Origin of the sequence: Pseudomonas sp. G.S.17, from assembly GCF_038096165.1 — a bacterium.
In the GTDB taxonomy this organism is placed as follows: Bacteria; Pseudomonadota; Gammaproteobacteria; order Pseudomonadales; family Pseudomonadaceae; genus Aquipseudomonas.
This window is the reverse complement of sequence record NZ_CP151076.1, coordinates 1,544,329-1,559,310: the sequence shown is the minus strand read 5'-3', so window position 1 is coordinate 1,559,310 and position 14,982 is coordinate 1,544,329. Positions and strand designations below refer to the sequence as shown.

The 14,982-nt window shown below is 57.5% G+C and carries 14 protein-coding genes and 1 pseudogene; 5 read left to right on the top strand and 10 right to left on the bottom strand.

All coding sequences use genetic code 11. The annotated features are described in order from the left end of the window. Positions 1–15: 15 nt before the first annotated feature. The 8 genes from rseP to rpsB all read right to left on the bottom strand — a co-directional run bounded on the left by rseP (position 16) and on the right by rpsB (position 7,532). A complete protein-coding gene (gene rseP / locus AABC73_RS07150; RefSeq protein ID WP_341523017.1) occupies positions 16–1,368 on the bottom strand; it encodes a sigma E protease regulator RseP in 1,353 nt (450 codons plus the stop codon). Between the two features lie 80 nt (positions 1,369–1,448). Further along, a complete protein-coding gene (ispC, locus tag AABC73_RS07145) occupies positions 1,449–2,639 on the bottom strand; it encodes a 1-deoxy-D-xylulose-5-phosphate reductoisomerase (RefSeq protein WP_341523016.1) in 1,191 nt (396 codons plus the stop codon). Beyond that, the gene (locus tag AABC73_RS07140) at positions 2,636–3,451 is read right to left on the bottom strand and encodes a phosphatidate cytidylyltransferase (protein ID WP_341523015.1); all 816 of its coding nucleotides are present in this window, start codon (positions 3,449–3,451) and stop codon (positions 2,636–2,638) included. The genes ispC and AABC73_RS07140 overlap by 4 nt, the downstream gene beginning before the upstream one ends. Beyond that, a complete protein-coding gene (gene uppS, locus AABC73_RS07135) occupies positions 3,451–4,206 on the bottom strand; it encodes a polyprenyl diphosphate synthase (RefSeq protein ID WP_065834806.1) in 756 nt (251 codons plus the stop codon). Before uppS ends, AABC73_RS07140 begins: the two co-directional genes overlap by 1 nt. A 14-nt stretch (positions 4,207–4,220) precedes the next feature. Then, positions 4,221–4,778: a ribosome recycling factor gene (frr, locus tag AABC73_RS07130; protein ID WP_065834805.1), complete on the bottom strand. Its 558-nt coding sequence runs from the start codon at positions 4,776–4,778 to the stop codon at positions 4,221–4,223. After that, entirely contained in the window at positions 4,775–5,518 is a 744-nt protein-coding gene (gene pyrH, locus AABC73_RS07125; protein ID WP_003172271.1) for a UMP kinase, read from the bottom strand. The genes frr and pyrH overlap by 4 nt, the downstream gene beginning before the upstream one ends. Positions 5,519–5,733: 215 nt before the next feature. Then, positions 5,734–6,597, bottom strand: coding sequence for a translation elongation factor Ts (gene tsf, locus AABC73_RS07120; protein WP_341523014.1), 864 nt, complete (start codon positions 6,595–6,597; stop codon positions 5,734–5,736). Between the two features lie 191 nt (positions 6,598–6,788). After that, complete coding sequence (gene rpsB / locus AABC73_RS07115) at positions 6,789–7,532, bottom strand: 30S ribosomal protein S2 (RefSeq protein ID WP_020289482.1); 744 nt, start codon at positions 7,530–7,532, stop codon at positions 6,789–6,791. Between the two features lie 315 nt (positions 7,533–7,847). Between rpsB and map the strand changes: the two genes are divergently transcribed. The 3 genes from map to dapC all read left to right on the top strand — a co-directional run bounded on the left by map (position 7,848) and on the right by dapC (position 12,652). After that, entirely contained in the window at positions 7,848–8,630 is a 783-nt protein-coding gene (gene map, locus AABC73_RS07110; RefSeq protein WP_065834803.1) for a type I methionyl aminopeptidase, read from the top strand. A 59-nt stretch (positions 8,631–8,689) separates the two neighbouring features. Beyond that, entirely contained in the window at positions 8,690–11,389 is a 2,700-nt protein-coding gene (locus AABC73_RS07105) for a [protein-PII] uridylyltransferase (RefSeq protein ID WP_341523013.1), read from the top strand. A gap of 69 nt (positions 11,390–11,458) precedes the next feature. After that, on the top strand, positions 11,459–12,652 hold the full coding sequence (dapC, locus tag AABC73_RS07100; protein WP_341523012.1) for a succinyldiaminopimelate transaminase: 1,194 nt from the start codon (positions 11,459–11,461) through the stop codon (positions 12,650–12,652). 602 nt (positions 12,653–13,254) lie between these two features. Here dapC and AABC73_RS07095 read toward each other — a convergent pair. Continuing rightward, positions 13,255–13,335: pseudogene (locus AABC73_RS07095) on the bottom strand (structural protein P5); the annotation flags it as partial. Positions 13,336–13,508: 173 nt separating this feature from the next. Between AABC73_RS07095 and AABC73_RS07090 the strand changes: the two are divergent. Then, positions 13,509–13,928, top strand: coding sequence for a hypothetical protein (locus tag AABC73_RS07090; RefSeq protein WP_341523011.1), 420 nt, complete (start codon positions 13,509–13,511; stop codon positions 13,926–13,928). Between the two features lie 122 nt (positions 13,929–14,050). Here AABC73_RS07090 and AABC73_RS07085 read toward each other — a convergent pair whose 3' ends face one another. Next, a complete protein-coding gene (locus AABC73_RS07085; protein WP_341523010.1) occupies positions 14,051–14,488 on the bottom strand; it encodes a cell wall hydrolase in 438 nt (145 codons plus the stop codon). A 127-nt stretch (positions 14,489–14,615) separates the two neighbouring features. Here AABC73_RS07085 and AABC73_RS07080 point away from each other — a divergent pair, with 127 nt between their 5' ends. Next, entirely contained in the window at positions 14,616–14,981 is a 366-nt protein-coding gene (locus AABC73_RS07080; protein WP_341523009.1) for a helix-turn-helix transcriptional regulator, read from the top strand. The last annotated feature ends 1 nt before the right edge of the window (position 14,982 follow it).

The following is a 14,982-nucleotide window of genomic DNA, read 5'->3' as shown; positions in this document are numbered from 1 at the left end:
CAACTCAATGAAGCTTTACAGTCGACCCAGATCGTTGACCAGCGCGAGCAACATAACACCCACTACCAGACTTATACCGATCTGAACCCCCCAACCCTGAACCTTTTCCGAAAGGGGGCGACCACGCGCCCACTCGATCAGATAAAACAACAAATGCCCCCCGTCTAACACGGGAATAGGCAGCAAATTGAGAACACCCAGGCTAATGCTCAGATAAGCGAGGAAATTCAGGAAATCACCGATGCCCGACTGGGCCGAAGCGCCCGCCACTTTAGCAATGGTTATCGGTCCACTCAAGTTTTTTACAGATAGCTCGCCGAACAACATTTTCTTGAGGGAATCGAGGGTCAGCACACTCATGGTCCAGGTACGCTTCGCGCCCTCGCCCACAGCGGCCAACGGACCGTAACTGACTTCGCGCAACATCTCCGGTGGCCAGTCGATACCCTTGACTCCGGCACCCAGGTAACCGGCAGCGGCCTTGCCTTCGCCACGCGTGGCCAGGGTCAGCGGGACATCCATTTGCGTGCCATCACGCTCGACGCGCAGGGAAATCTTCGCGTCGGGACGTTCGCGGACCCGATCCACAACCTGCTGCCACTCGGTCAGCGGCTGACCATCCAGTGCCAGCAGCCGATCACCGGTCTTGAGACCTGCGGCCTGCGCCGGGCCTTTCGGATCCAGTTCGGCCAATACCGGCGGCAGCGCCGGACGCCATGGGCGAATCCCCAGGGATTTGATCGGATCAGGCTCGTCAGCGCCTTTGAGCCAGTTATCCAGCGCCAGCTGATGCGGCAAGTCGATGGTCGACCCCTGCTCGCGCACCTTGAGGGCAATGGTGCCGCTCTCACCCAGGCGACGCACCAGTTGCAGATTGACCGCTGACCAGCCGTTGGTGGGCTCGCCATCTACATCAACAATTTCCTGACCGGCAGTCAGCCCGGCTTTTTGCGCGATGCTGCCGGGCTCGACCGCACCGATAATCGGCCGCACCTGCTGGCTGCCCAACATTGCCAACGCCCAGAAAAACACAATGGCCAGCAGGAAATTGGCAACCGGACCGGCGATGACGATGGCGATACGCTGATAAACCGTCTTGCGGTTGAAGGATTGATCGGCAAGCTCAGGCGGGACATCGCCTTCGCGCTCGTCGAGCATCTTCACGTAACCACCCAGGGGAATCGCCGCAATCACATATTCGGTGCCCTTGCGGTCGTGCCACTTGACCAGCGGCATCCCGAAACCTACGGAGAAACGTAAAACCTTGACGCCACAACGCCGAGCCACCCAAAAGTGGCCAAATTCGTGAAAGGTCACCAGCACGCCCAGCGCAACCAGGGTGCCAACAATCATATAGAGCGCGCTCATCAATCTTCTCCAGTCACAGACTCAGCGGGCATTTTCGGTTGCCGTCGCCTGAGCCCGGGCTTTCTTTCTTGCGTGTGCTGTTATCGCTCGTTGCGGCTGAGCCATTGCTCGGCCAGAACGCGCGCTTTGGAGTCAACCTCAAATACTGCGGCCAGATCTTCGAGCGCAATAACCGGCTCAAGATTCAAAACCTCATCGATCATACTCGCGATCTCCGGATAGCGGATGCGCCGATCAAGAAATGCGGCTACCGCGACCTCGTTGGCAGCGTTGAGCATTGCCGGAGCGCTGTCGCCGGCCTCCGCCGCCTGTCGAGCCAGACGCAGGCAAGGGAAGCGATTTTCGTCCGGCGCCTGGAAATCCAGCCGCGCGATACTGAACAAGTCCAGAGGCGCGACGCCGGAGTCGATTCTTCCTGGCCACGCCAGGGCGTGGGCGATTGGCGTGCGCATGTCAGGATTGCCCAGCTGGGCGATCACCGAGCCATCGACGTAATCCACCATCGAATGAATCACGCTCTGCGGATGAATGACCACTTCGATCTGTTCAGGACGCGCATCAAACAGCCAGCACGCCTCGATCAATTCCAGACCCTTGTTCATCATGCTTGCCGAGTCTACGGAGATTTTACGCCCCATCGACCAATTCGGATGAGCGCACGCCTGCTCTGGGGAAACATCGTGCAACTCGGCCAGTGGCGTTTCGCGAAACGGGCCGCCCGAAGCTGTCAGCAGAATGCGCCGCACGCCTACCGGCCCAAGGCCACGAGCGTAATCCACCGGCAGACACTGGAAGATCGCATTGTGTTCGCTGTCGATGGGCAGCAGCACCGCGCCGCTGTGGCGCACAGCCTGCATGAACAGCGCACCGGACATCACCAGCGCTTCCTTGTTGGCCAGCAGGACTTTCTTGCCTGCCTCGACAGCCGCCAGCGTCGGCCGCAGCCCCGCCGCGCCGACAATCGCCGCCAGCACGGTATCGACCTGCGGATGCGCTGCCACTTCGCAGAGACCACGCTCGCCGACCAACACGCGAGTGTCCAGGCCAGCAGCCGCCAGATCATCCTGCAGCTTGCGAGCGATGTCCTGCGTCGGCAACACGGCAAAGCGCGGCGTATGCCGTAAGCACAACGCCAGCAATTCGCTCGTGCGACTGAAGCCGGTGAGCGCGAACACCTGATAACGATCAGGGTGCCGTGCGATGACGTCGAGGGTGCTCAGGCCGACCGATCCGGTCGCCCCAAGCACGGTAATCAGTTGCGGACCACTCACAGAACGCCCCACTCAGCAGCCCACAGCAGCGCCGCGAAAACAGGAATGGCAGCGGTCAGGCTGTCGATGCGATCAAGGACGCCGCCATGTCCGGGCAACAGATTACTGCTGTCCTTGATGCCGGATTGGCGCTTGAACATGCTTTCCGTCAAATCGCCCACCACGGAAATGAACACGACGATGGCTGCCCCAAGCAGTCCCAGCACGAACTGCGATACCGACCAGCCGCGAAACACGCCGACGATGGCGGTAATCACCAGACAGGTAAGCAAACCGCCATACACGCCTTCCCAGCTTTTGCCGGGACTGACTTTCGGCGCGAGCTTGCGCTTGCCGAACGCCTTGCCGGAAAAGTACGCGCCAATGTCAGCGCCCCAGACCAGAACCATCACCGCAAGGATCAGCCAATTGCCCAGTGGCCACTGCTTGATCAGCACCAGCCCCTGCCACGCAGGCAGCAGGATCAACAGGCCGATCGTCAGTTTGCAGGCGGCACTTGCCCAATGCGTACTGGACGCGGGATAGGTCAGCACCAGGTAAGTCGCCACTGCCCACCAGATCACAGCTGCGACCAATACCCACGGCGCAAGGCCGGGCACCAGATAGAGCACTAACAACAAGGCGGCCACGGCCACGGCATAGGCAATTCGTGCGGACTGGGCAGGGAAACCCGCCAGACGCGCCCATTCCCAGGCACCCAGCACCACCACCAGACCGATGAACAACGCGAAACCAGCGCCCTCAAGGAGGAAAAAGCCACATAGTGCAATTGGCAGCAGAATCAGTGCCGTGATGATCCGTTGTTTCAGCATTAAGCCCGGGCTCCAGCTTCTACCTGCTCGCTCGTTTTACCGAAGCGACGTTGGCGCGAAGCGAAATCGGCCAGCGCAGCGCGCATGGCATCGTGTTTGAAGTCCGGCCAGAACAGGTCGGAGAAGTACAGCTCGGCGTAAGCCAGCTGCCAAAGCAGAAAATTACTGATGCGGTGCTCGCCACCGGTGCGGATGCACAAGTCCGGCAGAGGCAGATCGCCGGTTGCCAGACAGGTTTGCAGCAACTCCGGCGTTATGTCTTCAGGTTGCAGATGCCCGGCCTGGACTTCACGGGCGAGACGCTGGGCAGCCTGGGCGATATCCCACTGACCGCCGTAGTTGGCAGCAATCTGCAGGACAAACCGATCATTGCCCGCCGTGCTCAATTCCGCTTCGCGCATGGCGGCCTGCAATTCAGGGTGGAATCGAGAGCGATCACCGATGATCCGCAAGCTGATGGCGTTGTCATTCAGACGTCGGGTCTCACGGCGCAGGGCCGTAAAAAACAGCTCCATCAGCGCGCCGACTTCTTCTGCCGGGCGCTGCCAGTTCTCACTGGAGAACGCAAAAAGGGTGAGCACTTCGACCTTGGCCTCGGCACACACCTCAATCACCGCACGAACAGCATCGACGCCTGCTTTATGACCGGCGACACCGGGCAGCAGGCGCTTCTTGGCCCAGCGATTGTTCCCATCCATGATGATCGCTACATGACGCGGCACCGATGAAGGCCCGGCCAGTTTTGTCTTTTCCATGAAAGCCCCGAACCTTATACAGCCATCAGGTCAGCTTCTTTCTGCTTCACGGCGACTTCAATTTCAGCGACGAATTTGTCGGTCAGTTTCTGAACGTCATCAGCACCGCGACGCTCTTCGTCTTCGCTGATTTCTTTTTCTTTGACCAGATCCTTGAGTTGGCTCAGGGCATCACGACGGATGTTACGCACGGCAACGCGAGCGTCTTCTGCTGCTTCGCGAGCCTGTTTGGTGAAGCCCTTGCGGGTTTCTTCAGTCAGGGCCGGCATGGAAATCAGCAGCAACTCACCCAGGTTGGTCGGGTTGAAACCCAGGCCGGAACTCTGGATCGCCTTGTCGACAGCCGCGAGCATGTTGCGCTCGAAAGCGACGACCTGCAGGGTACGCGAGTCTTTGACGGTGACATTGGCAACCTGGTTCAGCGGGGTGTCTGCGCCGTAATACGGCACCATCACACCACCCAGAATACTTGGGTGCGCCTGACCGGTACGAATCCGGCTGAACGCGTGCGCCAGGGATTCCAGGGATTTCTGCATGCGCTCTTGAGCGTCTTTCTTGATTTCGTTGATCATTGTTGGCCTTCCTCGATCAGGGTTCCCTCAGCGCCGCCATGGACGATATTCAGCAAGGCGCCGGGCTTGTTCATGTTAAAGACGCGCAATGGCATCTTGTGGTCGCGGCACAGGCAAATAGCCGTCAGATCCATCACGCCCAACTTGCGATCCAGCACTTCATCGTAAGTCAGATGATCGAACTTCTCTGCATGCGGGTCTTTGAACGGGTCTGCGGTGTAGACACCATCAACCTTGGTCGCTTTGAGCACGACGTCGGCATCGATTTCGATCGCACGCAAGCACGCGGCCGAATCGGTGGTGAAAAACGGATTGCCAGTACCGGCGGCAAAGATGACGACTTCCTTGGCATTCAGGTGACGCATGGCCTTGCGACGGTCGTAGTGGTCAGTCACGCCCACCATGGAAATCGCCGACATCACGATAGCCGAGATATTGGCGCGCTCCAGCGCATCGCGCATGGCCAAGGCATTCATCACAGTGGCCAGCATGCCCATGTGATCGCCGGTAACACGATCCATACCGGCAGCACTCAGCGCCGCACCGCGAAACAGATTGCCACCGCCAATCACCAGTCCGACCTGAACACCGATGCCGACCAGCTGGCCGACTTCCAGCGCCATTCGATCCAGAACCTTGGGATCGATGCCGAACTCTTCCGAGCCCATGAGGGCCTCGCCGCTAAGCTTGAGTAGAATGCGTTTATAGCGAGCCTGATAACCACTGCCCTGCTGAGCCATTGCGAATCTCTCCTGCGGCGTTTTTCTGAAAAAAAAATCTGTGCCGGCACTTTAAGCCTGCGCTAACTCTAGCTTGACGCTGCGACAGCGTCGGAAGAATGCAGCCTTGTAAGCCACTTCTCCAAGGAAAACAAATACCTTTTCCTTTTTGCCTTTGCCAAAGAGGCTGCGCGCGTGAGCGGGCAGCCTCTTTGGGGCGACGTTGAAAAAACGTCTTACTGCTTGGCAGCAGCCAATTGTGCAGCAACTTCGTCAGCGAAGTTATCAACTGGCTTCTCGATGCCGTCGCCTACTTTGAAGTAGGTGAAGGAAACGATTTCAGCGCCGGCTTTCTTGGCCAGTTCACCGACCTTGACTTCCGGAGTTTTGACGAAGGCTTGCTCAACAAGGCTGGCTTCGGCCAGGAACTTGGTGATACGGCCGCCAACCATTTTCTCAACGATTTCGGCTGGCTTGCCTTTGATCTTGTCTTCGTTCAGTTGCAGGAAGACGCCTTTTTCGCGCTCGATCGCTTCGGCCGAAACTTCCGAAGGCAGCAGGAACTCAGGGTTGCTTGCCGCTACGTGCATGGCGATATCTTTAGCCAGCTCGACGGTGCCGCCTTTGAGGGTCACAACTACGCCGATCTTGTTGCCGTGCAGGTAAGAACCTACAACGTCGCCTTCGATGCGGGCCAGACGACGGATGTTGACGTTTTCGCCAACCTTGCCGACCAGTACCAGACGTGCAGCTTCCTGAGCTTCGATCAACGGAGCGACGTCAGTCAGCTTGTCAGTGAAGGCTTTCTCGACGCTGGCAGCAACGAATGCCTTGAAATCGTCCTGCAGAGCCAGGAAGTCGGTCTGCGAGTTGACTTCGATGATAACGGCAGCCTTGCCGTCGTCCTTGATTGCGATAGCACCTTCAGCAGCAACGTTGCCTGCTTTTTTGGCTGCCTTGATCGCGCCGGAAGCACGCATGTCATCAATGGCTTTTTCGATGTCGCCGCCAGCCTTGGTCAAGGCCTTTTTGCAATCCATCATGCCTTCACCGGTACGCTCGCGCAGTTCTTTAACCAACGCTGCAGTAATCTCTGCCATTTCAAAATCCTCTTGGATAGGTCTTAAACCATTCCACCCGACGGATCGGGCGTACAAAATTCTTGAAAACACAGGGTGACAGCCATACATGACAACAGCGCCATGACTACGCCGACACATGGTTTTCGAGGTGGCAAAAAGGGGGCCAAGCCCCCTTTTTGCGTACTGAGTCAACGCCAGGCGTTAGTTACTCAGCCTTCAACCACTGCTGCAGCTGGAGCTTCTTCGACGAAAACGTCGGTGCCGCCAGCAACATTGTTACGACCACGGATCACAGCATCAGCCATCGAACCCATGTACAGCTGGATAGCGCGGATTGCGTCATCGTTGCCTGGGATGATGTAGTCAACGCCTTCCGGGCTGCTGTTGGTATCGACTACGCCGATAACAGGGATGCCCAGCTTGTTGGCTTCGGTGATTGCGATGCGCTCGTGATCAACGTCGATAACGAACAGTGCGTCTGGCAGACCGCCCATATCCTTGATACCACCAAGGCTACGGTCCAGCTTTTCCAGATCGCGAGTGCGCATCAGCGCCTCTTTCTTGGTCAGCTTGGCGAACGTGCCGTCTTCAGCCTGGATTTCAAGCTCACGCAGACGCTTGATCGACTGGCGGATGGTTTTGAAGTTGGTGAGCATGCCGCCCAACCAGCGGTGATCGACGTACGGCGAACCGCAACGTGCCGCTTCTTCAGCAACGATCTTGCCAGCCGAACGCTTGGTGCCGACGAACAGGATCTTGTTTTTGCCCGAAGCCAGGCGCTCAACGAAAGTCAGAGCTTCGTTGAACATTGGCAGGGTTTTTTCAAGGTTGATAATGTGGATCTTGTTACGCGCGCCGAAAATGTATTTACCCATTTTCGGGTTCCAGTAACGGGTTTGGTGACCGAAGTGCACACCGGCCTTCAGCATATCGCGCATATTGACTTGGGACATGATAGTTCCTTGATAAGTCGGGTTAGGCCTCCACGTATCCCAATGACCAACCAGCGGCTTCGAGCCGAAGGCACCCAGGTCATCGTGTCGACACGTGTGTGGGTTTGGGCTTGCGGGGCATACCCCGGAAAGCGGCGCATTTTATATCATAAAAGTTCAGATAACGAAACCCGGATCAAGCGCTTGTTCTCACACACTTTTATTAGTGGCTTCGCGCCCCTATATAAGGAAGCCATGATCACCCGGTCTTCGACGGTCTGATAGAATCGCCGCTTTCCGTATTAGCCGCACGCTTGCCGTGCCGAGAGAGTTCGTATGACAGTCACCATCAAAACCCCTGAAGACATCGAAAAGATGCGTATCGCCGGCCGCCTGGCTGCCGACGTCCTGGAAATGATCGGTGCTTACGTCAAGCCTGGCGTTACAACCGAAGAGCTGGATCGCATCTGCCATGACTTTATCGTTAACGAGCAGAAAGCCATTCCTGCGCCCCTGAACTACAAGGGCTATCCAAAATCGATCTGCACCTCGATCAACCACGTGGTCTGCCACGGCATCCCCAATGACAAGCCACTGAAGAACGGCGACGTGCTGAACATCGACGTGACGGTCATCAAGGATGGCTACCACGGCGATACCAGCAAGATGTTCCATGTTGGCAAAGTGCCAGAATGGGCCGAGCGCCTGTCAAAAATCACTCAGGAATGCCTGTATAAGGGCATCGAAATCGTGCGTCCCGGCACCCGTCTGGGTGATATCGGCGAAGTGATCCAGAAGCACGCCGAGAAGAGCGGTTTCTCTGTGGTGCGCGAATATTGCGGGCACGGCATCGGCAAGGTCTTCCATGAAGAACCTCAGGTTCTGCACTACGGCAAGGCCGGCGATGGCATGGAACTGAAGGAAGGCATGACGTTCACCATCGAGCCGATGATCAACCAGGGCCGTGCTGAAACCCGCTTGCTGGGCGATGGCTGGACTGCGATCACCAAGGACCGCAAATTGTCCGCGCAGTGGGAACACACGATTCTGGTCACCGCCGATGGCTATGAAATCTTTACCTTGCGCAGCGACGACACCATTGCCCGAACGTCAGCCTGATCCGGATCTCCGTTCTGGTCCCCAGGCTCGCCCGATATAGATAAAAGGAAAGCAGTTCCATGCCGCAGGTGGATCCCGATTTGTTCGACCGCGGCCAGTTCCAGGCCGAACTGGCCTTGAAGGCGAGCCCTATTGCGGCCTTCAAGAAAGCCATCCGCAATGCGCGGGAAGTGCTCGACGCACGCTTCAAGTCCGGCCGCGACATCCGCCGGCTGATCGAGGATCGGGCCTGGTTTGTCGATAACATCCTGCAACAGGCCTGGGATCACTTCGACTGGAGCGAAGAAGCCGACATCGCCCTGCTGGCCGTTGGCGGCTACGGGCGCGGCGAGCTGCATCCTTATTCCGACATCGACCTGCTGATTCTGCTGGACAGCGCCGATCACGAAGTCTTCCGCGAGCCCATCGAGCGTTTTCTGACGTTGCTGTGGGACATCGGCCTGGAAGTGGGTCAGAGCGTGCGTTCGGTCGACGAATGCGCCCAGGAAGGCCGCGCCGACCTGACGGTGATCACCAACCTGATGGAAAGTCGCACCATTGCCGGACCGGAGCGTCTGCGCCAGCGCATGCTGGAAGTCACCAGCCCGACGCAAATGTGGCCGAGCAAGGAGTTTTTCCTCGCCAAACGCGCCGAGCAGAAGAACCGGCATCACAAGTACAACGACACCGAATACAACCTGGAGCCCAATGTAAAAGGGGGTCCCGGCGGTCTGCGCGATATCCAGACCATCCTGTGGGTTGCCCGTCGCCAATACGGCACCCTCAATCTGCACGCACTGGCCGGCGAAGGCTTCCTGCTGGAAAGCGAGAACAACCTGCTGGCCGCCTCCCAGGAATTTCTCTGGAAGGTTCGCTACGCCCTGCACATGCTGGCCGGCCGTTCCGAAGATCGGTTGCTGTTCGACTATCAGAGCAGCATCGCCGCCCTGCTGGGTTATCAGGACAGCGACGCGAAGCTGGCCATCGAACGCTTCATGCAGAAGTACTACCGCGTGGTCATGAGCATCGCCGAGCTGAGCGATTTGATCATCCAGCATTTCGAAGAAGTGATTCTGGTCGAAGACGAAGGCGCGGTGACCCAGCCGCTCAATTCGCGCTTCCAGCTGCATGACGGCTACATCGAAGCGACCCGGCCTAATGTGTTCAAACGCACACCGTTCGCCATGATCGAAATCTTCGTGCTGATGGCCCAACATCCGGAAATCAAAGGCGTACGCGCCGATACCATCCGGCTGTTACGCGAACATCGGCACCTGATCAACGATGATTTCCGCCACGATATTCGCAACACCAGCCTGTTCATCGAGCTGTTCAAGTGCGAAATCGGCATTCATCGCAATCTGCGCCGGATGAACCGCTACGGCATTCTGGGCCTGTATTTGCCGGAGTTTGGCCATATCGTCGGGCAAATGCAGCACGACCTGTTCCACATCTACACCGTCGATGCGCACACCCTGAACCTCATCAAGCACCTGCGTAAGCTGCAATACACGCAGGTGTCCGAGAAATTCCCGCTGGCCAGCAAGATCATGGGCAAACTGCCCAAGCCGGAACTGATTTATCTCGCCGGTTTGTATCACGACATCGGCAAAGGCCGTGGCGGCGACCACTCGGAGCTGGGCGCGGTGGATGCCGAGGCATTCTGCGTGCGTCACCAGTTGCCGAGCTGGGACAGCCGGTTGATTGTCTGGCTGGTGAGCCACCACCTGGTGATGTCCACCACCGCCCAGCGCAAGGACTTGTCCGATCCGCAGGTGATCCATGATTTCGCTCAGCTCGTGGGTGACGAAGTTCATCTGGATTACCTGTACGTGCTGACCGTGGCTGACATCAACGCCACCAACCCGACACTGTGGAATTCCTGGCGGGCCAGCCTGTTGCGCCAGCTATACACCGAAACCAAGCGCGCCCTGCGTCGCGGCCTGGAAAATCCGGTAGACCGCGAAGAGCAGATCCGCCGCACACAAAGCGCCGCGCTGGATATTCTGGTGCGCAGCGGCACTGATCCGGACGACGTCGAGCAGCTTTGGGCGCAATTGGGCGATGACTATTTCCTGCGGCATACCGCCGGGGATGTGGCGTGGCACAGCGATGCGATCCTGCAACAGCCGGTCGATGGCGGCCCGTTGGTGCTGATCAAGGAAACCACCCAGCGCGAGTTCGAAGGCGGCACACAAATCTTCATCTATGCGCCCGACCAGCATGACTTCTTCGCGGTAACCGTGGCCGCGATGGACCAGCTGAACCTGAACATTCACGATGCGCGGGTCATTACCTCCAGCAGCAAGTTCACCCTCGACACCTATATCGTGCTCGACAACGATGGCGGCTCGATTGGCAACAATCCCGAGCGGATCAAACAGATTCGTGACGGCCTGACCGACGCGCTGCGCAATCCGGACGATTACCCGACGATCATCAAGCGCCGGGTGCCGCGCCAGCTCAAGCACTTTGCTTTTGCGCCGCAAGTCACTATCCACAATGACGCCCAGCGTCCGGTCACGGTCCTGGAACTCTCTGCGCCCGACCGGCCCGGCCTGCTGGCGCGCATCGGCAAGATCTTCCTGGAGTTCGATCTGTCATTGCAGAATGCCAAGATCGCCACCTTGGGCGAACGCGTGGAAGACGTGTTCTTTATCACCGATGAAAACAACCAGCCGTTATCCGATCCGCAGCTGTGCAGCCAATTGCAGGACGCAATCGTCGAGCAACTCAGTGTCGATCAGGAACCCGGCGGCGAATGGCGCATCAGCATCTGATCCGCTTTCTTCATGAATCGATTCAATGGCGCTCACCGACCCGCGCGCCCTGCTCTTGAGACCAAACCAATGAATAACGCGATGCAACTGCTGCAGCCTTACCCGTTCGAGAAGCTGCGCGCGCTGCTTGGCAGCGTGACGCCCAACCCGGAAAAGCTCCCGGTCGCGCTGTCCATCGGCGAACCCAAACATCGTTCGCCGGAATTCGTCGCCAAGGCACTGGCCGACAATCTGGACCAGATGGCGGTTTATCCGAGCACGTTGGGCATTCCGGCACTGCGCGAATCCATTGCTGGCTGGTGCGAGCGGCGTTTCGGCGTACCGGCCGGCTGGCTAGATCCGGCGCGCAACGTGCTGCCGGTCAACGGCACCCGCGAAGCGCTGTTCGCCTTCACCCAGACCGTGGTCAATCGCGGCGACGACGCGCTGGTGGTCAGCCCGAACCCGTTTTATCAGATCTACGAAGGCGCAGCATTTCTGGCCGGTGCGCAGCCGCACTACCTGCCGTGCCTGAGCGAGAACGGATTCAACCCGGATTTCGACGCAGTCTCGGCCGATGTCTGGAAACGCTGCCAGATTCTGTTCCTGTGCTCACCCGGCAACCCCACCGGCGCGCTGATTCCACTGGAAACCCTGAAAAAGCTCATCGCCCTGGCTGACGAATATGACTTCGTGATCGCCGCCGATGAATGCTATAGCGAGCTGTATTTCGACGAACAAACCCCGCCAGCCGGCTTGCTCAGCGCATGCGTGGCGTTGGGTCGTCAGGATTTCAAACGCTGCGTGGTGTTCCATAGCCTGTCCAAACGCTCGAACCTGCCGGGCCTGCGTTCCGGCTTTGTTGCCGGTGATGCGGAAATCCTCAAGGCTTTCCTGCTGTACCGCACTTACCACGGCTGCGCGATGCCGGTGCAAACGCAACTGGCAAGCATCGCCGCCTGGAATGACGAAGAACACGTGCGTGCCAATCGCGCGCTGTATCGGGAGAAATTCGACGCCGTGCTGGCAATCCTCGCGCCGGTCATGGACGTCCAGCGTCCGGACGGCGGCTTCTATCTGTGGCCGAATGTCGGCACCGATGACGCCGTATTCTGCCGCGACCTGTTCGTCGAGCAACATGTGACTGTGGTGCCGGGTTCCTATCTGTCGCGGGAAGTGGACGGTTTCAACCCAGGCGCCGGTCGCGTGCGTATGGCGCTGGTAGCGCCGCTGGCCGAGTGCATTGAAGCCGCAGAGCGGATTCGCGATTTTATTACCCGCTAAGTCAACAAGGCTTATCGATCGTCCGTAGGTCCTACAGCCGGTCCTACGGGTTGACGCGATATTTGAGATGGCGCGAAGCCGGACACGACCCACATCACACAACTGCAATATCCACTGCCTACACTGCCTACACTGCGCGCGGCCTCTTCCCGGAGGCAAATTGCAAGCGTTTCGGCGACAAGTTGCAATAAACACGTCAACCTGTCGCAGCCGAACCCGCTGGTCCATGGCATAATCCGTCACCGTTTTTTCTCGCACCGTTCCAAAGGGGCAAGCTCGTGGCTGATGAAATCAACAAGTTGCACCTTTACGGAATCAAAGCCTGGGATGCCGCACTCAATGCTAAATTTCCCATGTAAATCAAATAATTAAGCTCGAAAAGGCCGATTAAACCCCGGCCTTTTTTGTTGCTTGGCGCTCCAATAAAATCAATCGCTTACGGTTGCGTATTGGGGAGGAATCAATCCGGCTACCCATCCAACCTGCATTGCAGGCCGGGTCTCCAAAGATTGCTGGACACCCCAAACACCATTGGTGGACGGACAACATCCTCCATCGGATGAGGTATCCAACCGCCGCTGGCGGATGGGATTTCTTCGCACTCAGGCCAACGCCCGACGAACGCCGTCAGCAATAACTCCTGGCGAATAAGGATTGCCGCCGTTCTCATGCTTGATGATCCCGGTATTGCTAGCCATTAGCGTCCTATAGTTACGAAGATCGTCAAGCTAGTTCGCTAGGAGCGAAACCGCTAGGGGGGGGGGCGGAACTTGGCGCCTGATGCATGGTCGATTAGCCTGCTAGAGATCTTAGGGTTGCGGTTACCGAATTGGATTGAAATCATAAGGATTGGGCAATGTTTTTAGTAATTTTGATTATCGTAGCTTTGTTGGTATTTTTCATGCTCTACGCGCGGTCGTGGTCCGCGCGAGAGACTAAAAAATCCCATCTGGTGTTAGATGCAGCGATCAGATCCAATGATTCTGGTGAGCCGATTGAAGTTGTAAATGGCACAACTGCTGCCGCTGCTGGATTTTTCGACACATATGGGACTACGCAGAAAAAATACGTGACCATAATGAATCCGGTCGCATATGCCGGTTACGTAAATCTCAAAGGAGAGGAGGTAGTAGCAATCGCGTTTAAGCACAGTACTGGGCTGACCATCGTGACACACGATCTGCCGTATCAATTTGGTGCTGACTTAATGGGGCTCATGAACAAGATGAAATATCTTCAAGAAGTTCTCGAATCCTATAAATCCTATAAAAAGTGAAGGTCATGCTTCATCCAACTGAGCGCACTCTGGTTACCGTAGAATCCTGTTCAGTCGAAGTGTTAGGTAGCTGACGCTGATGGTCCGACCTCGCGATGACTCGTCGCTTAAAGTGCAGTGTCTTACTTCACCTCGCTGAAAAAAATATGATGCCCCAGCCGGAGCGTTTGCTTCGCGGCAATGCTCCAGGCTGGCGGCTTCGGCATCGTCGTTGCGTAGTAGTGAGTCGCCCCGCCGGTGGGGTCTGGTTGCTTGCCATCGACCACATGGTCAGCGGCGATGCGCGCCTGCGCGAACTCGCGGGACGGAATCGGCCTTGCCCCACTGAGGAACGGAAAGTTCGGGTCGTTCTTGTTCCAGCAGCTGAACTGCCAGGGCTTCAAGCAGACCCCGGTGTAGCCCTCGCCCCACCAATCAGGCTGGCCGTCGTTATGAATATCCATGTCTACGCGATTGCGGATGGTCCAGGCTACGGCGATCTGCCCGGCCAAACCTTCGCCGCGCGCCTCCGCCCAAAGTGTGCGGGCCAACACGTCTCGGTCTTTTTCTGTAACAGGCATGCGTTTCTCCAAACAAAAAGAAGCCCGCGCGCGGCGGGCCTGTGAGTGATCTGTGACGGGCGGACATTGCTTACCCTCGAATCTGGGTTACGATGCCTGTATATCCATCCAGCACAATGAGCAAATTATGACCAACGTCATCGATCTTAAGCGAGCACGCGACGACAAAAACGCTGACAAGGATCAGGAGTTCATCGACTTCATCCTCAGCCAGCCGCAGACCATGACTGCAGAGCAGTGCTCCCAAGCCAGAGGCATCCTTGGATGGTCTCAAGAGGCGCTCGCTTTTAGGTCCGGCGCGTCAGTGCTAGCCATTAGTCAATTCGAAACCGGAACGAGGCTGCTGCGAGATGTAACCAAGCAGGCAATCGTGTTCGCCCTGGAAGCTGAAGGATTGATGCTCATCCCTGGGCATCCGCCAATGCGGGGCGAAAACGTCCGAGGCATGACGCCCAATCCGCGCAATGGTAAGAATTTCCACCTGGTTGAGTAGA

Coding starts and splice junctions, on each gene's coding strand:
- AABC73_RS07085 (WP_341523010.1), bottom strand. CDS start 14,488: ATGCCTGTTACAGAAAAAGACCGAGACGTGTTGGCCCGCACACTTTGG.
- AABC73_RS07140 (WP_341523015.1), bottom strand. CDS start 3,451: ATGCTGAAACAACGGATCATCACGGCACTGATTCTGCTGCCAATTGCA.
- dapC (WP_341523012.1), top strand. CDS start 11,459: ATGAATAACGCGATGCAACTGCTGCAGCCTTACCCGTTCGAGAAGCTG.
- tsf (WP_341523014.1), bottom strand. CDS start 6,597: ATGGCAGAGATTACTGCAGCGTTGGTTAAAGAACTGCGCGAGCGTACC.
- AABC73_RS07080 (WP_341523009.1), top strand. CDS start 14,616: ATGACCAACGTCATCGATCTTAAGCGAGCACGCGACGACAAAAACGCT.
- uppS (WP_065834806.1), bottom strand. CDS start 4,206: ATGGAAAAGACAAAACTGGCCGGGCCTTCATCGGTGCCGCGTCATGTA.
- map (WP_065834803.1), top strand. CDS start 7,848: ATGACAGTCACCATCAAAACCCCTGAAGACATCGAAAAGATGCGTATC.
- rpsB (WP_020289482.1), bottom strand. CDS start 7,532: ATGTCCCAAGTCAATATGCGCGATATGCTGAAGGCCGGTGTGCACTTC.
- AABC73_RS07090 (WP_341523011.1), top strand. CDS start 13,509: ATGTTTTTAGTAATTTTGATTATCGTAGCTTTGTTGGTATTTTTCATG.
- pyrH (WP_003172271.1), bottom strand. CDS start 5,518: ATGGCTCAGCAGGGCAGTGGTTATCAGGCTCGCTATAAACGCATTCTA.
- frr (WP_065834805.1), bottom strand. CDS start 4,778: ATGATCAACGAAATCAAGAAAGACGCTCAAGAGCGCATGCAGAAATCC.
- rseP (WP_341523017.1), bottom strand. CDS start 1,368: ATGAGCGCGCTCTATATGATTGTTGGCACCCTGGTTGCGCTGGGCGTG.
- AABC73_RS07105 (WP_341523013.1), top strand. CDS start 8,690: ATGCCGCAGGTGGATCCCGATTTGTTCGACCGCGGCCAGTTCCAGGCC.